Source organism: Vibrio hepatarius, assembly GCF_018860525.1.
GTDB classification, from domain to species: Bacteria; Pseudomonadota; Gammaproteobacteria; order Enterobacterales; family Vibrionaceae; genus Vibrio; species Vibrio hepatarius_B.
Genome location: NZ_JAHKPM010000018.1, coordinates 167,751 through 191,765 on the forward strand (window position 1 = coordinate 167,751; position 24,015 = coordinate 191,765).

Genomic DNA, 24,015 nt, shown 5'->3' on the forward strand with positions numbered 1-24,015 from the left:
TCATCATAAGCCTATGATCTTTTGTGGTATTGATAGGCAGTGGCTAGTGAGCATTAGAAGAGAAAGCTCAAAAAATATATTGGAATCTTGGCATCTAGTGGAGTTTTTTCAAGCCTACTCAGTGCCAGATAAAGAAGACAGTAAAATTGCACCAGTAAACGTGTCTGGTCTCGAATTACAGTCACATGGCAATCATCTGCTTCCTTGGTTAAATCCAGCGATTCGTGATTCACTTGGTCTTACTCTGGGTAAAAAATGCGTTTATACCCTTTATTTGGGGCTGTTCGATAAATCTTCGATAGATAAAAAAGTTGCACAATACTTTTCTACTAACAATCAGGACGATTGCGCTTGTGAAGAAATAGAGCAAAGAAGAGACAATGAAGGAATGTCTTGCTTTGCTAAGTTGATGTTGGATGAGTTTGGTGCACCTCGGCTCGATACTTTTTCGGTAAGCACACTACCTTGGGCTTTAGCCGAGTTACTCGAGGACAGAGCGGGGGCAATATCTCAGGAACGATTTGATACAAGGTGCGACGACCTAAAAGAGTTTGTGGAGCGCTGGGAAACGACCTTGCCTAGACATCCTAGCTTAGAGGGTAGGTATACTCTTTGTGTGAACAGCCTAATGAACTTAATAGAGGGACTTTATCAATGGGCTGGCATCTCTAATGAGGACTTATTACTTTCTGAAAACTCGAAAGTTTATCCGTTTCAGATGGCTTTTTACGAGTACGAAACTAAGTCTGATAACCTTTTAGTGGACAAAAACAAGCCAGAAAATATTCAAGACGATAGTGAAGATGATCCTATTACTGATGACTCTCAGCTCCCCATTCTAAACAGCTTTTACATTCGAGATATAGAGCGCGCGATTAATGCAATTGCGGCCGGCAGGACTAGCCAACCTCTTCAAGCTTATCTAGGACAATCCAGCTCCAAGCATGTAGATCTGTATACCAATGATTCTATTCCTCTAATTCATAAGCATTTGAACCCAAAGATGACGCCAGAAGGTCGATGGTTGACAGAACCTGTACATAATATGTCCTTAATGCAGCAGTTTGCCATCAATACTGTATTCACGGAGCTAAAAACAGGTGGTGTTATCTCCGTTAACGGGCCTCCTGGCACAGGTAAAACTACATTGCTGCGAGATATCATAGCGCAAAATATTGTAGAGAGAGGGAAAGTTTTAGCTTCTTTTTCAAAAGCTCGCGATGGGTTAAACCCAGAAGGGTTCCTTGTTGAAGAACTCACTGATTTTGAAATGGTGGTTGCATCATCGAACAATGCGGCGGTTGAAAACATCTCAAAGGAGCTACCTCAAAAAAAATCAATAGGCAGCAGATATTTTGATACCAGTTTCTTTCGTTCTGTAGCAAATCAAATTAGCGCAGATGAAAAGAAAGGTCGTTTACAACCTTTGGATGAGAAAAAGCAGACTTGGGGAAATATCTCTGCCGTTATGGGGGCTTACAAAAAGAGGAATAGGTTTCTTGAGCGCTTTTTCTTTAAATACCACTATGAAAAAGGCAAGGAGCCTGAGGTTAGAGAACCTCCTTTAGATTTCTTGAATTTTTGGCAATATCGCTCAACTTATACAGGGCCTTCTTTTCATGTAGCCAAAAAAAATTTTAATGACAAGTTATCTCGCTTTCATGAGCTTAATGATAAGTTAGCCTACTTCGATAGCCTACAAAATACTTTCGATGCACAGCGATTTGATGTTGATTTAAATCGAATGAACTTAGCTCTAAATGAATTAGAAAACTATGCTCATTCGCTATCTGTAGAGCTAGATATTCTTAATTCAACCAGAAATTCTGAAGCGAAAAGGGAAGAAGAAATTTCAATTTCCCTAGAGTTGATGAGGCTTAATTCTCCCAGTTGGTTCAGTTGCTTCTTTAATACCAAGAATAATAAACAATATAAGATCTCGCTATCGAACAAACTTAGTGAACTCGAAAATGTCAAAAAAGCTATTCGGTTGATTGTTGGTGATGTTGAAGCCAAACAAATCGAGATAACAGCATCTACAAAGAAAATTTTACAGCAGAAGATTGATATTCAATCCAAAGAGGCTGAAAAGCAAAAGCTTTCAGATGAATTAAATACTTATAGAACGGAGTTTAAGGGGTATCACTTACCTGAAGTTACCGATGGTATCGAGTGTCATGACAGACAGAGACATGCTTGCTGGCAGCATGACAAGATAAATGCCTTGAGGTCAGACGTATACGTGGCAGCGTTACAGCTTCACGAGGCTTGGCTCATAGAGGCAAGTAAACAGAATGCCTTTCTAAATCAAGTATATAAAGTTAAGGATGCCGTGTTAGGCAAGAGTAGTGATAATGCTCTGGCGATTTGGCAGATACTATTTATGTTTGTCCCCGTAGTTTCGACGACTTTTGCTTCATTCGGAAACATGTTTTCTAAGCTGCCTCCAGAGTCTCTAGGTTGGTTGATGATTGATGAGGCTGGGCAAGCAATACCGCAAGCAGCGGTTGGTGGTTTACTTCGTGCTAAGCGAGCAGTGGTTGTTGGAGACCCTTTACAGATCGAACCTGTATTTACTTCACCACCAGAGCTTATTGACTACTTAATGCAATCTAAGTTGCAAGAGGAATCAAAGCAGTGGGACCCTTGTATGTGGTCAGTTCAGACGTTAGCCGATCGAGTTAATCCATATGGCTGTATGATAGATATGAACGGCGAAGATCAATGGATAGGAATACCCTTATGGGTACATCGCCGATGTATCGAACCAATGTTTAGTATTGCGAATGAAATAGCTTACAACAATCGCATGATACACGGCTCTGTTGAAGATAAAGATATCGAGCCAATAACTCATAAGGCGTTAGGACACAATCGCTGGAATGATTCACAAGGAGACTGTGTACTGAAACAGTACAAACGTGAGTTGGGTGAAGAGGTTAAAGCTCTTTTACTCGAGTTAGCAGCACACAACGGCGACTTGAGCAGTATCTATCTAATAACACCGTTTAAGGCGGTGAAAAGAGAGTTGAAAGAAGAGCTAAGACGTAGTAAATCGCAGTTACTTAGTAATTCGAGTTGGACTGGAAAGAAGTTTAATGACTTTTTGAAAAACAACGTCGGGACGGTGCATACCTTCCAAGGCAAGGAGAACAATACCGTTATTTTGGTGCTCGGCTGTGATGAAAAAAATAGTGGCGGCGCGTCTTGGGCTTCTTCGAAACCAAACTTATTAAATGTTGCTGTTACTCGAGCAAAAAAACACTTGATTGTCATCGGCGATATCCAAGTGTGGTCCGATAAAAGCTATTTTGATAAGGCTTACTTGAAGCTGACTGAACTGGCACATAAAAATACATCAAAAATAGATGGTTCAACTCACTTACATTGGGCGAGTGATGATATTTATGCGGATGGAAGGCTATTACCTAAAGAAATCGCTCCTGAGCTGAGTTAATGAAATTATCACCTTGAAGTACTTGTCTTCGTAGTTTCTCGGACTCATAAGTAAATCAATATATAAGGAAAGAATGTGGAACATTTAGAAATATCTATTTTGGGTTCAATCCAGAAAAATAACTTTGCTTCTTGGAAGTTGGATTTACTTGAACAAATAGCGTCGACAAATCTAGAACTCGAAACCGACAATGATTTTGCTACTGCGTCAGATAATGTTAAATCATTAAAAATAGCTGAAAAAACGTTAAAAGAATGCAAAGTTAAGGCTTTAGAGCAAACGCATGATATTCAACAACTTTTTTCAGCAATTGATAAAGTCTCAGAAACGGCTCGAGAAACTCGTTTAATTCTAGAACGTCAAGTCCGAACAAAAAAACAGCAGATAAAATCTGACCTCGTGACCCAAGCACAGCTAAAGCTTGTCGACTACTGTAAAGCAAAATCTGAAGTATTCTCGTATGTTGATCAAGAGCAGTTTACTGGGTTGAGCAGCTTGGAGGCTGTTATAAAAGGTAAAGCGTCTTTGACTGGGGCGGAGAGGGCTCTGAATACTAAAGTTAAGGAGCTAATGCAAGAGATCGACGCTCAAGAACAGTTAGCTCAAGAGAGTTATCAGTTTATTTCAAATCAGAGTGACCAGCATCGTCTACTACTTCAAGATATGCAATATCTTTTGTCTCTACCCTTGCCTGAGTTGAAATTAACCGTTGAGAATAGAATTGTTAAACTTTCTGAGCAGCAAGCGCTCAAAAGTGCTCAAGAATCTGAATCAGAGTTACAAGTAGCCTCATATGAAGCTGTTCATGGCTCTCGAAGTGAAACTATAAATAACTATGTTATTTCTATAGAGGTTAGTTCAACCCGTTCAGATGCAATCGAAATTGCTCGATCAGTGAAGCAGCATTTGATAGCACGACCACAGGTTACCGGTATTAAATTAAATATACACCGTGACTAAATGAGACCTAATAAAGCATTTAAGAGTTATTCCCAACGCGTTGTGCTCTATGTTTGAGTTGAATGGTAGAGTTTAAGCTTAGCGTTTGCGCTGTTTACTCGTTAATTCGGCGTTAGGCCCACGACAATCTCCCACACCCGTAACATCGGATGCTTTACAACAACCTCCGCCTTTGATTGGCTTGCGGGAAAACATCACACCAATGGCAAGCATTGCAATACAGCCCAGGAAAATAAGAACGGTAAGAACTAAAGTCATAACACCACCTCCTATCAATCGCTATGGTGGTATTTTTCTTCAATTTTACAAACAAAGCAATGGTTATTTTGTAACCAATTGTTGGTTTTGCCAATAGTAAGGTCAATGCGTGTGGTGATAGCTGATGAGATACAAATAACAAAAACATTGGGGATATTTGGTCCCCTTTTCAGATTACAAGGCCATATCAGTTAAACTCATTATGGCCTTTTTTAGAATGAATGCTGGTAATTTTATTTCTCTAAAGATTCATTAAGCCATTGCTTAAATTGATTTTTAGGCATTGCGCCATTTAAAATATCAACTCTTTTACCATCTTTGAACAGCATTACTGTTGGAATGCTCCTAATTTGATACCTAGCTGCTAGGTTTGTCTGGCTTTCAGTATCTATTTTCACAAATCGAACATTTTTTGCGCACTCCAGTGCAACATCGGAAAAAATTGGGGCAAAGCCCACACAAGGGTTACACCAAGGTGCCCAGAAATCGACAACCACTGGTTGGCTACTGTTTAAAATCGCGTCGAAGTTGGACTCAGTCCCTTCAACGGGGAAGCCATCAAGTAATTCATTAGAACATTTGCCACATTTTGGGCTTTCAGACACTCTTTCACTGGGTATGCGGTTCATACTCTGGCAAGAAGGACAGCGTGTATTAAATGTCGACATTAATCATCTCTCGTTTAGTTTTCTACACAAGTGTGACCTTGATTTTATCAATCAGGTGACACTGAAGATAGTCGATAGTTATACTTTGAACATATATTTGTTCCAACCGATTATGTTGGCTATTTAACACAATAAAAATAAAGGCTTTGAATGACTACAACATATGCAGAAATTACTGGCTGGGGTAAGTGCCTTCCACCTACTGTTTTATCTAACCAAGATTTAGGTACATTTCTTGATACTTCGGATGAATGGATTCAGGCTCGAACAGGAATTGAAAATCGTCGAATAAGTCATGTCAATACCTCAGAACTTGCAACCGTAGCTGCTAGACATGCTATTGCTTGCGCCGGCTTGGAAGTCAACGATATTGATCTTTTGATTATTGCAACGTGTTCACCAGACTCTCTCATTCCTAATATGGCGTCAAAAGTTTCACAAAATCTCGGTATGGAAGGGACCATGGCGTTTGATTTAAATGCGGCATGTACGGGTTTTTTATATAGTTTAGAAACGGCAACGCAAATGATGCGATCAGGCAGTTATCGTCATGCTTTAGTTATTGGTGCAGAGCGCTTATCATTTTTTATCGATTGGTCGATGCGAGAAACCGCTGTGTTGTTTGGTGATGGCGCTGGCGCTGTGGTATTAAGCCAATCCGATAAACCTGTAGGCTTGCAAAGTGCACAGTTGGGCTGTGATTCGAAAGGTAGGGATATTCTATCGGTCCCTAAATTTGGTAGTTCAATGGATCGTTTTGCAGCGGATAATGGCTACTGGAAATTTCATTTTGTCGGCAAGGAAATTTTCAAACGTGCAGTGAAAGGAATGGGAGCGGCCGCTCAAAAAGTATTGGCAAGCAGCCAACTTTCGACTGAAGATGTGGATGTGGTTATTCCGCATCAAGCGAATCTTCGTATTATTCAAACTCTATGTGATTTATCTGGGCTTGATCGTGATAAGGCATTTATAAACATTAATAAATATGGCAACACATCTGCGGCAACTATCCCAATTGCACTTTGTGAAGCTATTGAGCAAGGACAAGTCAAAGCGGGTGACAACATACTGTTTGCTGCCTTTGGAGCTGGGCTAACTTGGGGGGCTGTGCACCTGAAATGGGGAGAGCGTGTTACACCGATTGGTGTTAGTGATGCAATGCTGCTTGAGTGTGATCAATCGGCGCTTAATTTGATCGATGAAGCGGTTAAGTTTTGCAAGAAGCATGGTACGCTCTAAAGGTAAAATACCCTTCTAGTGATAAGGCGTGTCGAAGTGCTATGATACGCTTTAAATAATAAGGTTAGACCTAGGTTAAAAATGAAGTTTCTCCACACCTCTGACTGGCATATCGGGCGTCAATTTCACAGTGTTTCCCTTGTAGAAGATCAAAAAGCGGTATTGACCCAATTAATTGATTATTTGACAGAAAACTCAGTTGATGCGTTAGTTATTGCCGGAGATATTTACGATCGATCAGTTCCACCAACGACGGCAATCGAGCTCATGAATTCATTTGTCAGTCAGGTTTGTGATGAACTGAAACTACCCATTATTATTATTCCAGGTAATCATGATGGTGCTGAAAGACTTGGTTTTGGTTCATCACAAATGAAAAGAGCTGGGCTGCATATCCTATCAAGTTTTGAGGATATGTTGAGGCCTGTTGTTATAAAGAGTGACATTGGCGAGGTTGCATTCTATGGAATGCCATATAATGATCCTGAAATGGTACGGCATTACTTTAAACAATCTATATCTACTTTCGATGAGGCTCATTGCTTCTTAGCGGGTGAAATCAAATCTCAATTCAAACCTGAACAGAAAAATGTTTTGCTAAGTCACTGTTTTGTTGATGGCGCGATCGGGTCTGACTCAGAGCGGCCGCTCTCTATTGGTGGCTCTGATCGTGTTAGTCATGAACACTTTGTTGATTTTGATTATGTGGCACTAGGTCATTTGCATCAGCCGCAGAAAAAAGGACAAGATTACATCCGTTATTCAGGCTCTTTAATGAAATACAGCTTTTCTGAGCAATATCATAAAAAAGGTGTGACGCTGGTTGAGTTTGATGAATGCGGTTTTAAGTCGGCTACGCATGTTGATCTTACTGCGCCTCGCCAGATGCGCATTATCGAAGGGGAGCTCAACAATATTATTGAACAAGGTAAGGACGACCCGAATAATCAGGACTACTTACTGGTTCGCTTAATGGACACTTACGCTATTTTAAACCCTATGGAGAAGCTAAGAACAGTCTACCCGAATGTGCTACATATAGAAAAACCGGGTATTTTAGTGGGAGTTGAGAAAGAGTTAGCCACGGCCAAGTTGGCACGTAGTGAAGTAGATATGTTCCGTGATTTTTTTCAACAAACTCAGAGTGTTCATTTGAGTGATGAACAAGATAAGGCGGTTGCTGAAATTATTACCCAGCTCAGTCAAAATCATAAGGAAACGCAATGAAGCCGCTATCTCTGACATTACAAGCCTTTGGTCCATTTGCTAAAACAGAAGTGATTGATTTCAGTTTACTTGGTAGTAGCCCACTTTTTTTAATCAATGGACCGACAGGCTCGGGTAAAACTTCAATTTTAGATGCTATTTGCTTTGCTTTATATGGTGAGACCACAGGTAATGAGAGACAGGCTGCTCAAATGCGTTGTGATTTGGCAGACATAGCAGTGCCGACAGAGGTGGTATTTGAGTTTGCATTTCACGACAAGCGTTACCGCGTAACAAGAATGCCAGAGCAGCAAGCGCCTAAAGCTCGTGGAGAGGGCACAACAACTCGCAAGCATACGGCATCATTGTACGAAACCACTGCGAACGATCGGCTTATAACCAGTAAAACAGCACAAGTTAAAGTGGATGTGACACAGCTTCTCGGTCTAAGTGAAAGTCAATTTCGTCAAGTTATGGTATTACCTCAAGGTAAATTTCGTGAGCTATTGCTGGCAAGCTCCAAAGATAGGGAAGCGATTTTTGGTCAGCTTTTTCAAACTGATATATATAAAAAAATCGAATCTGCATTAAAAGAACGGGCGCTTTCTATCGTGACATCAAAAGAAGAGTTTGATAATCAAATTCGCGGTGCATTGAAGGTTGCTGAAGTGGATTCAGAGGCGGAGTTAAAAGATAAACTGGGCGAAGTGGCTGAGCAATTGAGCAAAGCTAAAGCAGAAGAAAAATCAAGTTTAGATAGCCTTAACCAATCTAAAACTCAATTTGAGCAGTCTAAGATGGTTGCTGATCAATTTATAAAATTAGATCAAAGTCAGTCGACTTTAAACGCGCATTTTAATGAGAAAGAGATAATTAATAAACGTTCTGTAGAACTTGAACTTGCTCAAGCGGCAGAAAAGCTCAATATGCCTTATCAAAACTGGCAATTATGTCTTGCACAAGTCAAAGAGTTTGAAAGCAAAATTGTAGCGTTTAAGCTTGAACATCAGCAAGCGCAGGCCAATTTGGCTTTATGCGAGCAACAGCTTCAAAAGGCATCTCTCGACTCTGAGCAGCTCCCAGAGTTAAACGAACAGTTATTTCAGTTAGAGCAAGATCGGCAAAAGCTTGAAGAGCTCGTTCAACAACAATCTAGCATTATTTTGTTGGAGGCAAAGGGGCAGGAGCAAGATCAAACCTTGTCACAATATTTGGCGTTAAGAGATAAGCTTTTCGCCGACATGTCAAAAGGAAAGCAAGACCTAGATCAAGCACGAAAAGATGTCACGGCAAAGGTCACTCTTGAGGCTGAAATTGTCAAAAATCAGAGGTTATTAGCTGATCTTCATAAACTGCGATCTTTGGTTTATAACGCGGCTCAACTCTCAAGTCAAACTCAAGTCAAATGCCGAACTAAGCAGCAGTTGGAGAAAGAATTAGCACAGAAACGCCAATATGCTGATGAAGTTGATCTTCACTGGCATAGCGCTCAGGCGGCTGTTCTTGCAAAGCGGCTTAAACCTGATCAACCCTGCCCAGTTTGTGGTAGTTGTGAGCACCCTACACCCGCAAAATTTGCTGGCAAAGAAGTGTCTAAGCAGAATGTTCAGGACGCTCGTCAAATAGAGAAAGTGGCACAAGATCAGTTTAACTTAGCAGCAAGTGAGCTTGAGCGTCACTATGCTTTATGTGAACAACAAGAGTCCTTGATTCAGTCGTCCAAAACTGAACTGGGTGACAACTCAGCCTTAGAGATAGAAATAGTTGAAGACCAGCTTGTTAAGCAAAAATCTCAATACCAATATCTAGATTTAATTGACTTGTCAAAATTGGAAATGAAGGTCAACGAATTGAGTAATAGGTGCGAAAATGGTGAAGCAAAGATTAATCTATTACGTGAAGAAATATCGGCTAATCTAGCAACACTGCAGTCAAGTAAGCAGCAACTCAATAATCTTCAATCGTCAGTTAAAAATGCTTATGAATCGGTTTCTCAACTTGATTCAATGCGTGCAGAGATTAAAAATACTATTTCGCGGCTTAATAATGAGTTAAATCGTGCTCAAGAGTCTAAACATAACGCAGTTATACATAATTCTAATCTTCAATCTCAAATAGACTCCCATAGTGATTTACTTGCTAAGGCACTGCATAATAGCCAAACGGCAAAAATAGAATGGGATACAGTGTTCCAAAATGGCGCGTTTTCTTCACTACAACATTTCTTGGAGTGCCGCTCTACATATGTGCAAATTGAAGAGTGGAAAAATGAAATTGTTCAATATGAACGAAAGACTTTGCAAATTGAGCAAACCATTGCTGACTTAAAGCGGCAACTTTCTGGTGCAATTGAGCCTGATTTAGAAGCTAGCCAGCACAATGTAAATAAGAATGAGTCCGAGCATCTTATGAGGCGAGGGGAGCTTGAGCTTATCCAGTCACTTTTTCATCGTTTGGAAAAGGTGTCGCTAGATATTACCCAATTGCGTGGTAAGAACACCAAGCTTGATGATGAATACAAGGTTTTTGGCACACTCTATGATGTGGCAAGCGGAAAAACGGGTAGTCGAGTAAGCTTACATCGTTTTGTTTTGGGCGTATTACTTGATGATGTGTTGATTCAAGCGTCTCAAAGGTTGAGTGTTATGAGCCGAGGGCGTTACCAATTGGTTCGAAAAACTGAGGGCTTTAAAGGTGTTGCGGGTCGAGGGCTCGATTTATCTGTCGAAGATGGTTACACAGGTAAAACGAGAGATGTGGCGACACTTTCTGGTGGTGAATCTTTTATGGCGGCGCTGGCTCTTGCATTAGGCTTGTCTGATGTTGTCCAATCATACAGTGGCGGTATACGACTGGATACTTTATTTATCGATGAAGGTTTTGGTAGCCTAGATCCTGAGTCGCTAGATTTAGCGATGCAGACCCTGATTGAACTTCAGCAAAGCGGCCGTATGATAGGCGTAATATCTCACGTTTCAGAGCTCAAAGAGCAGATTCTACTCAGGCTAGACGTAGAGCCATCGAGAACAGGCAGTAAGATCCGCCTTGTTGGAGTTTAGTGACTTAGTTCAGCGTAAGAGCTTATGCATCCTCGTTACTCTCTTGGTTTTCTCGCAGTAAATCTTGAAGGTTCGAATGATGCAGTGATTGATAGATATTTTTCGTGGTGCCCCAAAGCTGTGTGGCAAATACTTTTCCGTTGCCTTTATATTTTAAACCAGTCCAATGGATAGGATAAAAATAGTGAGATGGATAAATCGTTAGTGGATAGGTGGTTTTTTGCCATATTTTCGTTAATGCAGCAGGACCAGTCACTTTGAAAGGTAAATCATCGATTAAGACTTCTTTATCCATAAAATATTTTATTATTTGTGCAAAGAATGGTGAGTTGCGAGTCGAACCCATGGTTCCATTTGCGATAGTTCCTGAATGAGTATGCTCGTTTTCCCAAGCTGCAAACTCGTTGGTTTGTAACAACCAATCCTCTAATGGGTTTAAACAGATAGAATCTGCATCTAAGGTAATGCCCCCTTCTCTGTAAAGAATTTCGTATCTCATTAGATCGGCAATACCGGACGGGTGGTGTTTGGCCATCTCTTGCATCCAGTCACTTAAAACCCAACCATAATTTATGAGCTCTTGGTTACCCCAAATCTTAATTTCATAATCTGGATTTTTATCTTGCCAAGTTTGTATGCAATTATGTGGGCATTTTGTTTCATCACCAATCCAAATAAAATGCAGCTTCTTTTCAATCATAAAAACACCTCTAATGTTTCATTTTTATCAGTGGTCTTAGCCAAACTACACTCTATAATCTACGTTCATTTTTTCGATATCTGAGTAACTTGCTCGTTGCTTGATCATGGCCGGAAGGCGTGTGACGAACCTATATTTTGTTTGTAAACTTTTCCATAAAATATCTAAACAGTAATGATGGTTGACGAGTTGGTTTAGCTTCGGAGGCAAATTTATTGAACGCTCTAAGCCAAGGGCAGATTCGAAAAACGTGCTCATCAGCTGAATAGCAAACTCTCTTTTGACAATGTAACCTGATGCGGTTTGTGAATTGATTACTTGGGAGAATCCATTCTTGTTATTGACTATTTTAATGGGAATAGCTTGATTATTCCCTAGAAGGAAAATATCCCATTGTGCAGAATACTCCAAGATTTCTTCCAAATTTGAAAGAAACAGGTCACATTCTTGAATTTCAAAATCATCTTCTAAAACAAACAAATAAGAACTTGAAGAGTGAGATAGGTAATTCGCGATTAAATTGGCGTGACTCAAGCTACAACCTAAGGCGCCACATTCCGGTCTATGATAGGCATTAAAAAATGCATCATCACCTATTGTAATACCGCATTTCTTTAGCTCAGAGATGCTTTCTTCCTTCCTATCCGTTCTGTGAGCCAAATTAATAATTTTTAAATCAATATTGCTGCATAGCATAGAAAGCACCTTGAGCGTTTAATTGCTGACATGCTACGCGTAGGTTGTAGAAATATCAATATATAGCCTGTTTAATTCAATTTATTTCTAATGGATTCAGGTTGCTTCAGCATGAATTAACAAGTTTTTATCTCTGGCCAGTACATTTTCAAATATCTCAGAGTGACCCACAGGACTAAACCAGTTGCGATGCTGAGTTCAAAGAATCCAAATTTGTGCAACCAGTGGATTATATGATAGTACTAGTGTAGGGTGTAATATTTGAGAAAAAAGCAATCTAAATGAGAAATCTCTATGTATCCTCATAAAGAAGATAATATAAATGCTGAAAAATATTAGTTGCATAATGTTTGGTTTTAATACAAAGGTTTAAGAGGTTCTTGTAGTTAATGTTGGGTAGATTATGAAAACGGTTATGGAAGGAGTAAAAAAAGTATACCTGTATGCTGAACCTAATTTGACCTTGGTTGGTTGGATGGGTATGTTCGGGTTTCCTACATACTACTACATATGGACATACTTGTTTCCGCAACCATATGAAAATTTAATACTGCGCATAGTATGCTCTATACTATTTTCCATTATTGCTTTTCGGAAAAAATTACCTAAGTTTTTGCATAAGTATATGCCGCAATACTACCTAATATCGATTGGTTTTTGCTTACCGTTCTTCTTTAGTTTTATGATGTTTATGAACGAGTGGTCTACCATATGGGCCATGTCATTCATGGCTTCGATATTTCTGCATATATTAACTGTTTACCAAACACGTATTATGTTAATTCAAACGCTTATATCAGTTTCTATTGCATATGGTGTTGTTTATGGAGTAGATTTCACTCTAGCAATGAAGCATATTGTTTTTCCGTATATGCCAATTTTTATCTTTACATATATATTTGGTAATTTATTCTATTTGAGAAATCAAATAGAGCATGAAAGTAAAGTGTCAATAGCAAAATCATTTGGAGCTGGTATAGCGCATGAAATGAGGAACCCTTTAAGTGCGATAAAATCGTCTATTGACGTCATGAAATCAACACTACCGAATGAGAATGTTGAAATAAAAGAACATTACAGTATATCTCGTCGAGATCTAATATCAGTCAAAGAAATACTTACTAATTCAGAAAAAACAATTTCAATAGGTAATGAAACTATAGATCTATTATTAACATCTATTGATGAGAATCGTATTTCAATATCATCTTTTAAAAAGAGTTCACTAATGGAAATTATTAAGGATTCTTTGAAAACGATTCCATTTAATAATGGAATTTATCATGATTTTATAACATTCAAATTTGATGATGAAGCGTACATTTTGGGTAGCGAAACTTTAGTTAAATACGTGATATATAATTTAATAAAAAATTCTTTTCATTATCAAGATTCAAAAAATCTTAAGATAGAAATAGACTTGAAGTCCTTTGATGATTACCATGAGCTAAATTTTTTGGATAATGGAGCAGGTATTCCAGAAAGTATTTTAGAAGATATATTTAAAGATTTTTTTACTTACGGAAAAAAAGGTGGTTCAGGATTAGGTCTACCATTTTGTCGTAGAGTTATGAATGCATTACGAGGGAAAATTAGCTGCAGTTCAAAATTAAATGAATGGACAAACTTTACACTAACTTTTCCTTCATACAATTCAAATAGTACAAAAATATTAAAAATGGATATAACAAAGTATATGTCCACTTTGTATCTTGGTGATGAAAATAAATTTGGTAAGATTCTTTGTGATAAAGTTTCAAGTAGAAGTTTAAAGTTTTCCCATCTCACTTTTAAAGAAATTGATAGTAAGGAAGAGTACGAATTTGAATATGACTTGATTTTTATAGATTTAGATGAAATTTTAAATAGTGGTTCTGACCTAAAAATATTAGAAAAAAAACTTCGTTTTACGGAGGCAAGAATAATATATTTATATGATATAAAAAAACGGTATCACTGTGATATAAATAGATACTCAAAATTCTTTATGATAGCAAAAAATCGGTTAGAGAACGATTTTGATATAGTATTAGATGAGTTACTATTCGATATCCCGCAAACTAATCTCAACCAGGTCCTAACTAGAAATAATCCAACTGGAAAAACTATTGTTGTTGCAGATGATAGTCAATCTATCTGTACTCACACAGCTATTATACTAGAGCAACAAGGTTTTAATGTTATCAAAGCAAGTAATGGTCAAGAGGTTTTAAATCAGTTTAAAACTAATATAGTAGATTTAGTTATTATGGATATAGAAATGCCAAAGGTGGATGGTTTAGAAGCTGCAAGTAAAATTCGTTTATTTTCAAACATACCAATTTTGGCTCATACAGGTGATGGCACACAGCACATGATAGAGAAAATCTATGACTCAGGCATGAATGGATATATTATTAAACCTGCAGATGGAAATTTTTTAATTGATAAAGTGTCTAGTTGGGTATAAAGCTAAACTTAATAAGTTTAGCTTTATACATGTCTTATTTTAATATGTTTTTATCTAATGCCTTTCTACATGTGCTTATTATTTTTTCAGCTTGAAGATATGATATTGAACTATTTATAGAAAATCTAATGATATTCCTTTTGTATGGGGTCGCTGGTCGGCAAAATACAGAGCCAAAAATTCCATTGTCCTCAAGGAAATCCCTTACTTTTTCAGTATTACATTCGCTCCCTGTTTCAATAGCAATTATTTGAGATTCACTTCTAATGGTTAATCCAATAACAGATAGTTTATTACGAATGTATTTGCTTATTTTATGCAAGTACTCTCTATCTTTATCTTTTTTTCGTATAACTTGCATTGTTTTATCAAGTCTATCCAGTTCAAAAGGTAACATTGCAGAACTGAAAATAGATGGATACGCTACAAATGGGATACATTCATTAGCTTTGTTATTACAAAAGATAGCTCCAGCCCTATAAGCAAATGTTTTGGCTAAACTTGCAGTCATGAAGTCTACATGGCTGGTTAGTCCCAAGGCGTTTACGAGCCCAGAGCCTTCATTACCATGGGTACCTAATGAATGTGATTCATCTACAACAAGTGCACATCCATATTTTTTAGACAACATAACAATATTTTCCAAAGGGGCAATACTACCGATTGTGCTGTAGATTGAATCGACTAAAATAATCCCTGGACCATGGCGCTTAATAAGCTTTTCAAGGTGGTTTACATTGTTGTGCATGAATGGATGAATATTAGCGCCCGCAATTCTTGAGCCTTCCCATAATGACATATGTGCAAAAAAATCAATATAAACAATGGTGTTTTCGTTACAAATGGTTTGTAATAGTGCAATGTTTGCAGTCCAACCAGATTGTGAAAGTAGACAGGACTGAAAACCTACATATTCTGCTAGTGTTTGCTCAACTTCTGGTCTGGTGTTTATATCACGGAGAAATATTCCTGACATAATAGGTGAAGAGGTGTGTTTGCGAAGTGCATTTATATGATGTTCTACTATTTCTGAGTTATTTGATATATCCAAATAGTCATTATTTTGAAGAGTTATATCTTGTCGTGATGGCTTCTTCCCTAAGACTAGATGCTTTCCATTATTATTTTTATTAATCAGATCATCAAGATAGAAATCCAGCTGTTTGCTTATAAAATCAGGTAGATGTGAATTATTTTTAATTTGTTTCATTATTTTTCCTTTATTGTTAGTGTCAGCAATCTCTGACTTTGCCTATAAGAACAAAAAAGGATAGTATTTTGTTATTAATTATATCTTTTAAATGATTATTTATTGTTAAGTAGATAGTTTAGAGTATGAATTACTTTCAATAAAGGGATGTATTTTATTTGTGTAGAATGTATTTTAATCTTCTATCGATTAAAAATTATTCTCTGGCCAGTACATTTTCAAATATCTCAGAGTGACCCACAGGACTAAACCAGTTGCGATGCTGAGTTCAAAGAATCCAAATTTGTGCAACCAGTGCCACTGAGGGTGGTACTGTTCAAAAAAGCTTGTTAGGCGGTGCATTGCTATCGCACTGATGACAGAAGGAAAAGTTACAGATGCAATTGAAGGCTGGAATTTAAGACGCATCAGACGGAAATAACACAGATAAATGGTTAATGTCATGGTAATAGCAATTCCTGCTAAAGCGCCAGTCAGTATGGGATCTGGCTGGCTAAAATTGACTAGGTAAGTAGCTAAAGACAAGTTAATTGGAGCTGCCATTATGGCTAATGTTGGTCTTGCTCGCATGGGAAGTCGACCTTCAAACATCAGCCTGTAGAGTACGACTGGCAATAAAAAGAAATAAATAGCGATACATATATTTACTAAAGATTCGGAAAAAACGGTATGTCCAAACGTGGTGCCAGCCAGTGAGCTACTGATTAACCCTATGGGGTACAAAAACCAGCTAGGAACGATATTTGAAATCTTGAAATGACGAATTTGGAAAAAGAAAAACAATCCCATCATAGTGAGGTGTAGAGACAATGCAACAAGCCATAATGGGTAAGCAATAAGCGGAGAGATCACCGCTAAATAATCGCATAATATGAGTAATGCCATACTCATAGGTGCCATTAAGCTCCCGTTTAGAGGGTGGCGTAGATCATTGAGAAAGGATCGATAATTTGCAAGATACTTAATTAAAACGGGAGCCAGTAATAACGCACCGAAGGCTGCGAGATAAGGACGAATGACAAGACCTATTGGGGGAATGTACAGTGCCCAAGCATGGCCTAAACCAATCATCCCTAGTGCGAGCGCTGCTTGTGAAGGGGGGACATTTTGAAACTTTACAAAGCGTTTCCAGTTCAACAGTTTACATCCTAATATAGAATAACAATTTCATGCCATACATATACTTTAGTATATATGAATAGGATGAAGATGATATCAATTCAGTTGCGCATCAAGCAACTATCATTTGTTTTCACAAGGTAGATTTTCTTGGCGCAATTTTTCATTTTTTAATGTGCGATTGAGCAGTTGGTTGTATATAGGTTGTCCGCCAAGGAACTGAGCAAAAATTACGGCTCCAAGGCAAGTAATGATGAGGGGTAAAATTAGGTAATAATTATTGGTCATTTCAATAACCAATAAAATACCAGTAATGGGTGCTCTGACCGTTGCGGCAAAAAGCGCCCCCATACCTGCAATCGCGAACATTCCAGGAGATATCATAAGTTCAGGAAAAAGATTTTGTGCTATCAAGCCAAACGCATAGCCAAATAAGGTACCAAGTGCGAGCATAGGGGCGAAGATACCTCCTGGAGCGCCTGAAGCAAAACACAGCAAGGTTGTTAAAATACGCACGATGAAAAGAATAAGTAAAGCGCTTGCACCATAGCCTCCGCTTGCAATAGTCGGTATGAGAGTAATGCCTCCGCCAGTGATTTCAGGCAGATAGAGAAGCATAAGGCCAAAAAATCCACCTAAACAACTTCCAGTGATTAAGTACCGCTTACGGTCATTTTTATGCAGTTTGACAAATAAATCTTGCGACAGGGTAATTAAGCGATTGAACGCCACACCAAATACACCAAACATTGCCCCTAGCAGTAAGAAAAGCCATAAGGCTGCCAGTTCAGGCCTGTCATATTGTGGCATAGTGATCACGGCTTGTTGGCCATTGATATAGCGGAAGACTATGTTTGCAGAGATAGCGGAGATTATGACGGCTTTTATTGAAATAAGTGAGTAACGAAATTGAGGGCGCATTTCTTCAACAACAAACATGATGCCTGCTAATGGTGCGTTAAAGGCAGCAGCGAGGCCACCTGCTGCCCCAGAAGCCAGTAATGAATGCTGTGTGTCATCGTTTTTAACGTTAAAGATGTCTGTGACCATACGGCCAATAGCGCCGCCCATCTGAACGGTTGGTCCTTCTCTACCGAGCACCATACCAGAGCCAAGTGCCCCCATGCCTCCAAAAAACTTAACCGGTAGAACTCGCCACCAACGAACTGGGCGTATTCCATCCATTGCGCCTTCAATTTCAGGTATGCCAGAACCTGAGGCTTCAGGAGCAAACCGATGAACCAAGTAGTATCCGACGAATGCAAGTGCAGCGCTAATCAAAATCGCGGCTAACCACAAAGGTAAAGCACGACCTATGGCTTGCTTTAACCAGTCTGTCCGGGTATCTGAAACAAAATGAACCGCAAGCTCAAAAAGGGTAGCAACAAGGCCGGATAAAATACCGACCATTAAAGACAGAATTAAGATAGATAATGGTGTTTTGTCTTTTGAGAGAAATTGATTGATAGCATCCTTTGGTACGTTAGATAGTAAGGATTGCTTGATCCTCTCTTTGGTGTTCATTTTTTGATTGGTCTCTTGTATTGGTATGAATATCAAGTTCTACCTACGATATTCGAGCAAGTTGTAGCTTACGAAATCATGGGTTTCTTGGGCAGATTATACTCTTGAGAATGGATATCTTTATCTATCAAAAATGAAATATTGAATTTCAAATATGAATAGTATTGATGGTTGAAACTAAACGCATATCATTGGTAGAAGATCACGTTTATTGACTTGCATTTTGGACGATTTGAACCAAAATTAGAGTGTAAGGTAACCTGAACTGTTCGAATAGAGGATGTGTACCTTACCTACAATATGGATAGTTTTTATTAAATATTTGGAATCCTCGCAATATGATCAGAATGTCGAATAATAAGACACTGATTCGCAAGCTCACGATTGAGCAGCGGGGGACAAGGCGCACTGATTAGTGCGCCTTTTGTTGTTTATAGGATTAAGAAAGACCACCAAGTTGCTGAAGAAGTTTATCGAGCTGATCCCAAGGAAGCTGTTGGCTATCGATGACTTCTATTCGACTATCACCAGTTGAAATAGTTGCTTTTGTGATTGAAACGACTCCAGAGGATATATTCAATGTCATATAGCCTTTGTCTGTTTTCATTACCCCTTTAATTCGTTCCGCGGACAAATCAGACAACATTGAAAATAGTTGATCAAAACAAAACTCTACCTGACTGCTAAATAACCAACCACAGCTATAATAGCCTTGTCCGCTGTTTTCTCGGCGTAGTGAATGTTGCCCCGACTTTAAGGCTAATGGCGGAGTAGCATGATGATGATGCGCATGCTCTGTATGGGTATCACTTGGCTGAATTCGCCTGATATTGTCAAGGATTTCACTCGGGAATTTACTCTGTTTAACCAGTTGCCAGTAAGTTTTGGAAGGTTTTTGCACCGTGATCCATGCATTAAATGCATCAATATCACTAGAAAGACATAGATCGGTTTTATTTCCTATTACGATGTCAGCAATTTTAAGTTGTTCAACAAAGTTGTCGTTACTGAGGTACTTAGAGTCGGAAAGATTTCGTGGGTCGACCATGGCAATTGTTGCTCTAAGATCAATATGATCTTTGAACTGATCTGACATCAGCGTAGCAAGAATCTTATCTGCATGCCCGAGTCCCGTAGGCTCGATAATTAACCGATCTGGCTTACTGCGTAGTAGCGAGGTGATGGCAACTGAAGTTGGAACCCCAGCAGCGCAGCACATACAACCTCCTGGAACCTGTTTAACTAGTGTTCCTTGTTCAGTCAATATGGCACCATCGATACCTATTTCGCCAAATTCATTGACCAGAACTGCCCAATTTTGATCTGCGGGTTTTTCTTTGAGCAGGTTAAGGATTGCTGTTGTCTTACCTGAGCCTAAAAAGCCAGTAATGATGTTTGTTGGAGTTTGCATGGCAACCGCTTAATATTCCAATTTCAAATGAGTTTCAGATTTGTATTAGCGCTTATTTTTCAGATAACGTTTACGACGTTCTTCTTTTTTCTGTATTTTAAGCTCGGCTTTACGAACGGCTTCTATTTCAACCTCGACCAACTCTTTGGTGATCATTTCAGGACGTTCAAGAGTAATTTGCCCTAGGGTTCCGCTGCGCAGCTCATGGAGTAAAATTTCTGAGCACTTGTGTAGGTCGACCCGACCACCCGATCGTAAAGCGCCGCGTTTACGACCAATTTCTTCCATCAATTCGATGTCACTTTGTGGCAATTCATCAAGTTGATAGCGCTCCTTTAAACGATCTGGATATGCTTGGGCTAGATATTCTACGGTGTAAAAAGCCACTTCTTCATATTCCATCGCGGTATCTTTGACGGCGCCTGTTGCTGCCAGCCGAAATCCACTGTGGGGGTTTTCAACTTTTGGCCATAGAATGCCAGGAGTATCGGAGAGTACAATACCATTTTGAAGGTTAATTCGTTGCTGGCGACGGGTTACTGCGGGCTGATTACCGGTTACCGCGATAGTGCGACCTGCAAGAGAATTGATGATTGTAGATTTTCCGACATTGGGTATGCCCATGATCATAGTGCGAATATTTTTGCCGATTTCTTCACGATGCGGAGCAAGTTTACGGCAAAGCTCGAGGATTTTATGCACTTCTTGCGGGATAGATGTCGTAATGGCCATTGCTTTGACATTTTGTTCTTTCTCGAAGTGCTCAATCCATAATTGAGTTAACTCTGGATCAGCAAGATCTCGCTTGTTCAGAACTTTTACCACGGGTTTTCCAGAGCGAATTTCAGAAATCATCGGATTTTCACTACTAAATGGAATGCGCGCATCCAACACTTCGATAATGACATCAATTTGTGGAATGGCTTCTTCGATCTCTTTTCGGGCTTTATGCATATGCCCCGGGAACCATTGGATTGTATTGTTAACCATTTGAATATGTTGCCTTTAAATATATTGTATGATTTACAAGTAGAGAGTTGCGGTGATAATCGTCACGCATCTGACAGCCAATCTACCGTAAAGTACAGAGCTATGATTAATCTTAACATTGAGTTTGATATTCTCATAACTTAGGTTGTCACTTTCGCAACAAGGTGAGGTTTAACTTAAACCTCTGATTAACGTCAAAAGTTACCACTATTAAAAAGTGTTAAATGAAACTGATTTAATACTTTGCCATGCTCAAATTTGTTGTTTATATTGCGTTTCTCATATGGATAATTCAAAGAATAGCGTTATGACAGCAAGCAATGCACCTTCGGACCATGAAACCTTATTAGAAACTAACGAACAGTTAGTTTCCACAACCGACTTAAACGGTGTTATTACATACAGTAACGAAGCATTTTGCCGTATTGCAGAATTTAGCCACGATGAGCTCGTTGGGCAAAACCACAATCTTGTTCGTCATACCTCTATGCCAAAGGCAGCATTTGCTGACATGTGGTCCCATTTAAAAAAAGGACAAGCATGGAGAGGGATAGTTAAAAATCGTACCAAGTCAGGTGGTTTTTATTGGGTTGATGCGTACGTGACTCCAATTTATGAAAATGGCCAAATTATTGGATATCAGTCTGTTCGTGTTAAGCCAAAGAGAGAATGGGTCAATGTGGCTGACAAAACATATAAGCGCCTGCGTAAAGCAGAAATGTCAGGAAAACGTTGGTCAACACCACGCTTTGACGCAGTACGCTATACCATTTTGTTTGTTTCACTTTTGGCACCTTTGCTGACCAATGTAGTCGAGATTCAAGGTGCTTTTAGTTGGGTTTTGAGTCTACTACCCATTGCTGCGATCTTGATGTTTAAGCAAGAACTGTTTGATACGCCCAATCACCTTAAGCAGTTAAAGTCGGATTATGACAGCATCAGCCGTTTTATCTATTCTGGTCAAAGCCAGTTTTCTGTGGCTGATTTTCATATCAAAATGCTCTCAGCTCGCATTCGCACAGTTTTGGGGCGCATGACTGATTCAGCAAAGCCGCTCCAGAGCCTATCGGATAGCCTGAGTGCAACTACCTACGAAGTGTCTAAGGCTTTAGAGCAGCAAACACGTGATATCCGCCAAGTGCGCGAAGCATCTGAAGAAGTTGAATTGACCGCTAATGAAGTGTCTACCAGTACTCATGAGGCTCATGAGCTAATCGATGATACCCTTAATACCTGTTTGCTGGCCAAAGAGACCATTGATAAAACCCATGCTAATCTTGAGCAATTGAGTCTTCAAGCTGAAAAGGCGACGCAAGCAACCTTCCAACTCAGTGAGCAGGCACAAAACGTCAGCAAAATGATGGAAGAAATAGGGGGAATAGCTGAGCAGACCAATTTACTGGCGTTGAATGCGGCTATTGAAGCGGCGAGAGCGGGTGAGCAGGGAAGAGGATTTGCTGTTGTCTCTGACGAGGTTCGTGCTCTCTCAGGCCGAACTGCCAATGCAACATTGCAAATTAAAGACAGTATTGGAACCATGCTGGCAACCATTGAAACATGGCAGCAAGATATTATTGAAAATCGTGAGCAAACTAATATTTGCGGCGAGGTGGCTCAAGAGAGTGCAAAACGTTTGTCAGATGTTGAGAGCATGATGCATTCGATGAACCAACTGATGACAGTGGTTGAAGATGCCTCGATGAAACAGCGCCGGCTCTCTGGCGATGTTAATCAACACATTCAGTCTATTACCCTTGCTGCGGAGAAAAACCTTACCGCGACCCACTCTGTAAACCAGCATTCACAGGATCTGCGGAATCAGGTTAATGAATTCTATCAACTTGCGCATCGTTTTGAAGAAAAGCAGTAGCCGAACATTAAGGATACTGCTTTTAGAGGCAGCACTACGCAGGTATGAAGCTGCGTAGGTGCTTTTTGATTTGCTCTGAAGTAAATGCAGCCTCAACACTGTATGAATAAATCGTAAAATAGTCGTCAAGCGTTAAAGCAAACTCGTGCATCACTTTCTGTATTTCATCAGTCATCGTCGTGTTCGAAACGGTGCGGTTATCTGTATTGATTGTAATGGCTACCCCATCTTTTAAAAACGCTTTAGCGGGGTGCATAGATAACGCAGGTACGGCTTTGGTTTGAACATTACTGCTTGGGCAAGTCTCTAACGTTACCTGCTGATCTTTAACCATATCATAAGCCTCATGGTGCCCTGTGATATGAATGCCATGACCAATGCGTTCTGCGCCTAATAAGGTGATTGCATCAGACACATTTTGCCCAACGCCTTGTTCCCCTGCATGAATGGTGACGTGGTAACCTTGTTCTTTAGCATATTTTGCATAAGGAATAAATTCACTACAAAAGCCCGCTATTTCACCACCCGCGAGATCAAAAGCCGCGATACCATTGCCCAAATATTGATGACCAACATCCAGTACTTCTTTAATTCGATCTTTAGGTGCATGACGAAGAATTGAAAGGATATAATTTCCGTTGATATCGTAAAGTGACTCTGCCCGTTTCATCCCTTTGACGACACTGGCTAAAACGTCTTCAAGTGTTAATCCGCTTTCAAGGTGCAATAGGGGACCAAAACGAACTTCAAGGTATTTAACGTTTTCCTTGGCGGCATCTTCATAAAGTTCGAAAGAAATCCTTTCAAGCGCTTCAGCGGTCTGCATAACCGACAGGGGTAAATCAAACCGCTTAAGGTATTCATCAAGATCTTGACAAGTTTCTGGAGCGATCATTAGCTCACGGATCTGCTCGATATCTTGAGTTGGGAGCGTTACGCCTTGCTGGTTAGCAAGATCAAGGATAGTTTCTGGGCGTACACTGCCATCAAGATGGCAGTGTAAATCAATTTTCGGAAGATCAATAAATTGCATCAGTCTTTACCTTTATTGGAAGGTTAAAAATAAAGTCATGGTAAGTAAACGAAATTAAATCTACGCTGTTCGTTTGGCTTATTTAAAAAAGCCCCGCATTGCGAGGCTTTGTTCAGCTTGAAAGCTATTAATCGAGTAATTCTTTCGCTGTGTTAACGACATTTTC

Annotated in this window: 17 protein-coding genes and 1 pseudogene; 7 read left to right on the plus strand and 11 right to left on the minus strand. The window is 39.4% G+C overall.

The genetic code is table 11. The annotated features are described in order from the left end of the window. The first annotated feature begins 46 nt into the window (after window positions 1-46). Both KO511_RS06100 and KO511_RS06105 read left to right on the plus strand, forming a co-directional pair. Window positions 47-3,457 (plus strand): DEAD/DEAH box helicase, encoded by a 3,411-nt coding sequence (locus tag KO511_RS06100; protein ID WP_215986582.1) that lies wholly within the window; start codon window positions 47-49, stop codon window positions 3,455-3,457. A 75-nt stretch (window positions 3,458-3,532) separates the two neighbouring features. Further along, window positions 3,533-4,417: a hypothetical protein gene (locus KO511_RS06105; RefSeq protein WP_215986583.1), complete on the plus strand. Its 885-nt coding sequence runs from the start codon at window positions 3,533-3,535 to the stop codon at window positions 4,415-4,417. A 78-nt stretch (window positions 4,418-4,495) separates the two neighbouring features. On the opposite strand, the gene KO511_RS06110 is transcribed toward KO511_RS06105, so the two are convergent. Beyond that, window positions 4,496-4,675: a hypothetical protein gene (locus KO511_RS06110; RefSeq protein WP_215986584.1), complete on the minus strand. Its 180-nt coding sequence runs from the start codon at window positions 4,673-4,675 to the stop codon at window positions 4,496-4,498. A gap of 233 nt (window positions 4,676-4,908) precedes the next feature. Further along, on the minus strand, window positions 4,909-5,343 hold the full coding sequence (gene trxC / locus KO511_RS06115) for a thioredoxin TrxC (RefSeq protein ID WP_215986585.1): 435 nt from the start codon (window positions 5,341-5,343) through the stop codon (window positions 4,909-4,911). A 150-nt stretch (window positions 5,344-5,493) separates the two neighbouring features. Here trxC and KO511_RS06120 point away from each other — a divergent pair, with 150 nt between their 5' ends. The 3 genes from KO511_RS06120 (at window position 5,494) to KO511_RS06130 (ending at window position 10,847) form a co-directional block, all read left to right on the plus strand. Further along, on the plus strand, window positions 5,494-6,582 hold the full coding sequence (locus tag KO511_RS06120) for a ketoacyl-ACP synthase III (RefSeq protein ID WP_215986586.1): 1,089 nt from the start codon (window positions 5,494-5,496) through the stop codon (window positions 6,580-6,582). A gap of 81 nt (window positions 6,583-6,663) precedes the next feature. Beyond that, window positions 6,664-7,809 (plus strand): exonuclease SbcCD subunit D, encoded by a 1,146-nt coding sequence (locus KO511_RS06125; RefSeq protein WP_215986587.1) that lies wholly within the window; start codon window positions 6,664-6,666, stop codon window positions 7,807-7,809. Beyond that, on the plus strand, window positions 7,806-10,847 hold the full coding sequence (locus KO511_RS06130; RefSeq protein WP_215986588.1) for an AAA family ATPase: 3,042 nt from the start codon (window positions 7,806-7,808) through the stop codon (window positions 10,845-10,847). Before KO511_RS06125 ends, KO511_RS06130 begins: the two co-directional genes overlap by 4 nt. A 22-nt stretch (window positions 10,848-10,869) precedes the next feature. Here the strand turns inward: KO511_RS06130 and KO511_RS06135 are convergent, their stop codons facing one another. From KO511_RS06135 to KO511_RS22240, 3 genes and pseudogenes are all read right to left on the minus strand, one after another. After that, on the minus strand, window positions 10,870-11,547 hold the full coding sequence (locus KO511_RS06135) for a glycosyltransferase family 32 protein (RefSeq protein WP_215986589.1): 678 nt from the start codon (window positions 11,545-11,547) through the stop codon (window positions 10,870-10,872). A gap of 45 nt (window positions 11,548-11,592) precedes the next feature. Beyond that, entirely contained in the window at window positions 11,593-12,243 is a 651-nt protein-coding gene (locus KO511_RS06140; protein ID WP_215986590.1) for a hypothetical protein, read from the minus strand. Window positions 12,244-12,359: 116 nt separating this feature from the next. Continuing rightward, window positions 12,360-12,470, minus strand: a pseudogene (locus tag KO511_RS22240) (tellurium resistance protein); the annotation flags it as partial. A gap of 176 nt (window positions 12,471-12,646) precedes the next feature. Between KO511_RS22240 and KO511_RS06145 the strand changes: the two are divergent. Beyond that, window positions 12,647-14,692: a hybrid sensor histidine kinase/response regulator gene (locus tag KO511_RS06145; protein WP_252724259.1), complete on the plus strand. Its 2,046-nt coding sequence runs from the start codon at window positions 12,647-12,649 to the stop codon at window positions 14,690-14,692. A gap of 34 nt (window positions 14,693-14,726) precedes the next feature. Here KO511_RS06145 and cqsA read toward each other — a convergent pair whose 3' ends face one another. The 5 genes from cqsA to ylqF form a co-directional block, all read right to left on the minus strand. Next, window positions 14,727-15,932: an alpha-hydroxyketone-type quorum-sensing autoinducer synthase gene (gene cqsA, locus KO511_RS06150; RefSeq protein WP_354668152.1), complete on the minus strand. Its 1,206-nt coding sequence runs from the start codon at window positions 15,930-15,932 to the stop codon at window positions 14,727-14,729. A gap of 159 nt (window positions 15,933-16,091) precedes the next feature. After that, the gene (locus KO511_RS06155; RefSeq protein ID WP_215986591.1) at window positions 16,092-17,039 is read right to left on the minus strand and encodes a TDT family transporter; all 948 of its coding nucleotides are present in this window, start codon (window positions 17,037-17,039) and stop codon (window positions 16,092-16,094) included. 105 nt (window positions 17,040-17,144) lie between these two features. Further along, window positions 17,145-18,545: a H(+)/Cl(-) exchange transporter ClcA gene (gene clcA, locus KO511_RS06160; RefSeq protein WP_215986592.1), complete on the minus strand. Its 1,401-nt coding sequence runs from the start codon at window positions 18,543-18,545 to the stop codon at window positions 17,145-17,147. Between the two features lie 439 nt (window positions 18,546-18,984). Next, a complete protein-coding gene (locus KO511_RS06165) occupies window positions 18,985-19,956 on the minus strand; it encodes a CobW family GTP-binding protein (protein ID WP_215986593.1) in 972 nt (323 codons plus the stop codon). Window positions 19,957-20,001: 45 nt separating this feature from the next. Further along, window positions 20,002-20,946 carry a ribosome biogenesis GTPase YlqF gene (gene ylqF / locus KO511_RS06170; RefSeq protein ID WP_125323265.1) on the minus strand — a complete coding sequence of 315 codons (945 nt, stop codon included), beginning with the start codon at window positions 20,944-20,946 and terminating at the stop codon, window positions 20,002-20,004. Between the two features lie 307 nt (window positions 20,947-21,253). On the opposite strand from ylqF, the gene KO511_RS06175 reads away from it, so the two are divergent. Then, window positions 21,254-22,816 (plus strand): methyl-accepting chemotaxis protein, encoded by a 1,563-nt coding sequence (locus KO511_RS06175; RefSeq protein WP_215986594.1) that lies wholly within the window; start codon window positions 21,254-21,256, stop codon window positions 22,814-22,816. A 34-nt stretch (window positions 22,817-22,850) separates the two neighbouring features. Here the strand turns inward: KO511_RS06175 and add are convergent, their stop codons facing one another. Further along, window positions 22,851-23,849, minus strand: coding sequence for an adenosine deaminase (gene add, locus KO511_RS06180; protein ID WP_215986595.1), 999 nt, complete (start codon window positions 23,847-23,849; stop codon window positions 22,851-22,853). Window positions 23,850-24,015 lie beyond the last annotated feature (166 nt).

Excerpts from the sequence above, each read along its gene's own strand:
- KO511_RS06110 (WP_215986584.1), bottom strand. The coding sequence starts at position 4,675 with ATGACTTTAGTTCTTACCGTTCTTATTTTCCTGGGCTGTATTGCAATG.
- KO511_RS06135 (WP_215986589.1), bottom strand. The coding sequence starts at position 11,547 with ATGATTGAAAAGAAGCTGCATTTTATTTGGATTGGTGATGAAACAAAA.
- KO511_RS06125 (WP_215986587.1), top strand. The coding sequence starts at position 6,664 with ATGAAGTTTCTCCACACCTCTGACTGGCATATCGGGCGTCAATTTCAC.
- KO511_RS06145 (WP_252724259.1), top strand. The coding sequence starts at position 12,647 with ATGAAAACGGTTATGGAAGGAGTAAAAAAAGTATACCTGTATGCTGAA.
- KO511_RS06140 (WP_215986590.1), bottom strand. The coding sequence starts at position 12,243 with ATGCTATGCAGCAATATTGATTTAAAAATTATTAATTTGGCTCACAGA.
- KO511_RS06175 (WP_215986594.1), top strand. The coding sequence starts at position 21,254 with ATGACAGCAAGCAATGCACCTTCGGACCATGAAACCTTATTAGAAACT.
- add (WP_215986595.1), bottom strand. The coding sequence starts at position 23,849 with ATGCAATTTATTGATCTTCCGAAAATTGATTTACACTGCCATCTTGAT.
- trxC (WP_215986585.1), bottom strand. The coding sequence starts at position 5,343 with ATGTCGACATTTAATACACGCTGTCCTTCTTGCCAGAGTATGAACCGC.
- ylqF (WP_125323265.1), bottom strand. The coding sequence starts at position 20,946 with ATGGTTAACAATACAATCCAATGGTTCCCGGGGCATATGCATAAAGCC.
- KO511_RS06130 (WP_215986588.1), top strand. The coding sequence starts at position 7,806 with ATGAAGCCGCTATCTCTGACATTACAAGCCTTTGGTCCATTTGCTAAA.
- KO511_RS06165 (WP_215986593.1), bottom strand. The coding sequence starts at position 19,956 with ATGCAAACTCCAACAAACATCATTACTGGCTTTTTAGGCTCAGGTAAG.
- KO511_RS06120 (WP_215986586.1), top strand. The coding sequence starts at position 5,494 with ATGACTACAACATATGCAGAAATTACTGGCTGGGGTAAGTGCCTTCCA.
- clcA (WP_215986592.1), bottom strand. The coding sequence starts at position 18,545 with ATGAACACCAAAGAGAGGATCAAGCAATCCTTACTATCTAACGTACCA.